Origin of the sequence: Paractinoplanes ovalisporus, assembly GCF_016834655.1 — a bacterium.
Taxonomy (GTDB): domain Bacteria; phylum Actinomycetota; class Actinomycetes; order Mycobacteriales; family Micromonosporaceae; genus Actinoplanes; species Actinoplanes ovalisporus.
The window spans coordinates 1-3805 of sequence record NZ_JAENHP010000055.1; the positions used below are offsets into that span (position 1 = coordinate 1).

The 3805-nt window shown below is 72.8% G+C and carries 1 protein-coding gene; it reads right to left on the reverse strand.

Going from position 1 to position 3805, the window contains the following annotated elements:
• Window positions 1-309 precede the first annotated feature (309 nt).
• Window positions 310-3261, reverse strand: coding sequence for an AfsR/SARP family transcriptional regulator (locus tag JIG36_RS51340; RefSeq protein WP_203384266.1), 2952 nt, complete (start codon window positions 3259-3261; stop codon window positions 310-312).
• Between the last annotated feature and the right edge of the window lie 544 nt (window positions 3262-3805).

Here is a 3805-nt window from a genome sequence, read left to right on the forward strand (position 1 = left end):
GCCACGAACCACCACGCGCGCCCCACGCCACGAACCACCACGCGCGCCCCACGCCACGAACCACCACGCGCGCCCCACGCCACGAACCACCACGCGCGCCCCACGCCACGAACCACCACGCGCGCCCACGCCACGAACCACCACGCGCGCCCACGCCACGAACCACCACGCGCGCCCACGCCACGAACCACCACGCGCGATCACGACGCGGAACGACACTGTCGCCGGCTTTGAGCGCGCGTCGGATCGCCGCCTCCTACACCGAGGAACGGCCTCGCTCGCTAGAGCAACGCGATGTGATTCGAGTGGTCAGCCCTCGGCGAGCAGCTTTCGCAAGGGCTCGGCCTCGGGGGCGCCCAGGGCGTCGAAAAGGGACAGTGCCTCCTCACGGTAGGCGCGTTTGCGAGCGGAGGCAGCTGTGCAGTCGCCCAGGCCGGACAGCGCGCGGGCCAGCAGCAGACGTTCGCCCAGGGCGCGGGCCTCGGTGGCGGCCCGGGAGTAGGTCTCGGCGGCCTCGGCGATGTGGGCGGCGGCGGCCTGGGTCCGGGCCATCTCCAGGCGGTTCTCGCACGCCATGCCGGCCATGCCCATCTCCTCGAACGATTGCTGGGTCTGCTCGGAGAGAGCTAGCGACTCGGCCAGCCGGCCCTGGCTGCGCAGCACGGCGGCCATCGTGGTCATGGTCATCGTCTCCAGGTGGCGGCTTCCGACCGCCCGGGCGACGCGCATGGCCTCGTCGGCGTAGGAGACGGCCTGGTCGAGGTCGCCGGTCAGCTGGCAGACGTCGGCCAGGTTGTTGAGGGCCTGGGCGACGTCGACGCTCATGCCGTCGGGCCGGATCAGTTCCAGGGCCGCCAGCAGGCTGTCCCGGGCGCCCGCGTAGTCGCCGATCCGCTTGCGGACGTCGGGAATTCCCACGGCCAGCACGTACGCCTCCAGGTTGCGCAAGCCGGCCTCGCGGAACGTCTCGAGGGCCGCCTCCTGGGCCGCCAGCGCCTCGTCGAAACGGCCCAGCCGTTCATAGGAGACGGCCAGGTTGGCGGTGGCCCGGGCGGCGTCCACGGCCTGCCCGGCGAGTGACCACTCGCGTGCGCACTCCTCGTGAGCGGGCACCGCTCGGTCGTAACGGCCGGCTACCACGTACGCGTTGCCCAACGTGTTCAGCACGGCAAGCCGAGCCAGGCCGGAACCGTCGCCGGGCAGCGCCGTCAGCGCGCTCTCGAACACGCTGATCCACCGATCGACGCTGCCGATGGCGTAGCAGACCTTCCACAGCGGGTCGACCAGCGCCCGCACGTCGTCGTCGAGCCCGTGCCGCGCCCCGGCCACGATGGCCGCGGCCAGGTTGTCATGCTCGGCGGCGAACCAGCCTTGGGCGTCGCCGACGGTCATCGCCTCGCCGGCCTCCGGTTCGCTGAGCCCCGGCCGCAGCGCCTCGGACGCCCGGCCGGTGGCCGCACGGTAGTAGGCCAGCAACCGCCCCAGCGGCTCCACGGGATCCCCGGCCAGGCCGAGCGCATATTCGCGTACGAGGTCATGCAGGGTGAACCGCCCCGGCGCCCCCTCATCCACGAGCCGCGCCGCAACAAAGCGCTCGAGCGTCGCCCCGGCCCGGTCGGCGCGGGCGGGCGGGGTCATGGCGGCCAGGGCGGCGGCGGTGAAGTCGCGGCCGGGGATGACGCCGAGCAGGGCGAACGCGGCCCGGTCGGGTGGAGACAGCGCGGCTGTCGAGCGGTCGAGGACGGCCTTCACGGCGTACTGCTCGTCGTCGGCCAGGCGCAGCCCCTCGACCCGGCCGGCCGCGCGCAGCTCGGTGACGTAGTCGGCGATCGGGGTGGTGGGGCGGTCGACCAGATGGGCGGCGGCGATGCGGACGGCGAGGGGCAGGCCGCCGCAGAGGGTCACCAGGTCGTCGACCGCCTCGGGTTCGGCTACGCAGCGTGCGGCTCCCACCACCGCGTGCAGCAATGCTTTGGCGTCGGTTCCGGGGAGGGGCGACAGCGTGATCCGGCGGGCGCCGTCGCGGGCGATCAGGCCCGACAGCGACGTACGGCTGGTGACCAGCACGTGGCAGCGCGGCTCGCCTGGGAGCAGGGTGCGGATCTGGTCGGTGTCCTGGGCGTCGTCCAGCACGACCAGCATGCGTTTGCCGGCCAGCTCGGCCCGGTAGCGCGCGGCGGCGCCGTCGACCGTGGCGGGGATCTGGTTGCCGGGCACGCCCAGGCAGGCGAGCAGATGGTGGAGCGCTTCGGCGGTGCCGCGGACGGGGCGGTGATCGTACGAGAAAAGGTTGAGATAGAGCTGGCCGTCGGGGAAGCGCGCCTGGGCCCGGTGCGACCAGTGGACCGCGAGTGCCGTCTTGCCGACTCCGCCCAGGCCACCGATCGCGCAGACCACGGTGACCGCCGAGGGCTCGTCGGCGATCTCGTCGAGGCGGTCGAGTTCGGCCGTACGTCCGGTGAAGTCGGGGATGTCGCGCGGCAACAGCATCGGGCGGCCGGGCGCCACCAGCGGGTCGCCGCGCAGGATCAGCCGGTGCCGTTCCTGGATCGCGGGACCGGGTTCCACGCCCAGCTCGGTGTCGAGGCGTTCGCGCAGGTCACGGTAGACGGCCAGGGCCTCCGCACGCCGACCGGCCAGGGAGAGTGCGATCATCAGGTGTTCGTGCAGACGTTCCCGGTACGGCTGTTCGGCCGCGAGCGACCGCAACAACGGCAGCAGGTCGGCGTGCCGCCCGGCGCGCGCACTCTCCTCGACCGCGGTCAGACGCAGGTCGGTCAGGCGGTCGCGGGCCTCGTCCACCATCGGCACCCCGGTGACCCCGGCGAACGGCGTGCCCCGCCACAGGCCCAGCGCCTCATCGAGCAGCGTTCCCGCCTGGTCGGGCGGCGCGGCCGCGGCCCGCCGCACGAGCGTCTCGAGCCGTCCGGAGTCGAGTTCGTCCGGTTCCGCGACGAGCCGGTAGCCGGCCGTGGTGAGCCGGATGCGGTCGGGGTCGGGCAGCACCCGCCGCAGGTGGTGCAGGTAGACCTGGGTCGTCTTCCGCGCCGTACGGGGTGGCCGCCCGTCCCAGAGCTGGTCGGCCAGGCGGTCGATGGGCAGGGCCTCCCCGGCGCGCGCCAGGAGCAGGGCCAGTAGCCGGTAGGCCATCCCACCCGGAAGCGCGACCGTCTCGGCTCCCGACCGCACCACGAGCGGCCCCAGAACCCCGAACTCGATCGCCCCCATACCGGCCCGCCCGTCCGTCGCCCCCTCGGACATTCACCCGCGTCACCGTATCGCGCCCACCCCACCCCAACGCGCGACCAAACCGAACAACCGCAGCGCCCCGCACACGAGCTGGAAGGCCCCGGGAAAACGAGCACATACGCGCAACGCGCAAACGCGCAAACGCGCACCCGAGCACGACACGCGCACAAACGCGCAGTAAAGCAGCCAGCCACCGCGCACGCCCGACACGCGAAGCGCACACAAGACGGCAAACGCGCATCCCACCCGCCACGCGCACAAACACGCAAGCGAAGCGAGCAGCCACCGCGCACGCCCGACACGCGCGGCACGCACAAGACGGCAAACGCGCATCCCGCCCGCCACGCGCACAAACACGCAAGCGAAGCGAGCAGCCACCGCGCACGCCCGACACGCGAAGCGCACACAAGACGGCAAACGCGCATCCCACCCGCCACGCGCACAAACACGCAAGCGAAGCGAGCAGCCACCGCGCACGCCCGACACGCGAAGCGCACACAAGACGGCAAACGCGCATCCCACCCGCCACGCGCACAAACACGCAAGCGAAGCGAGC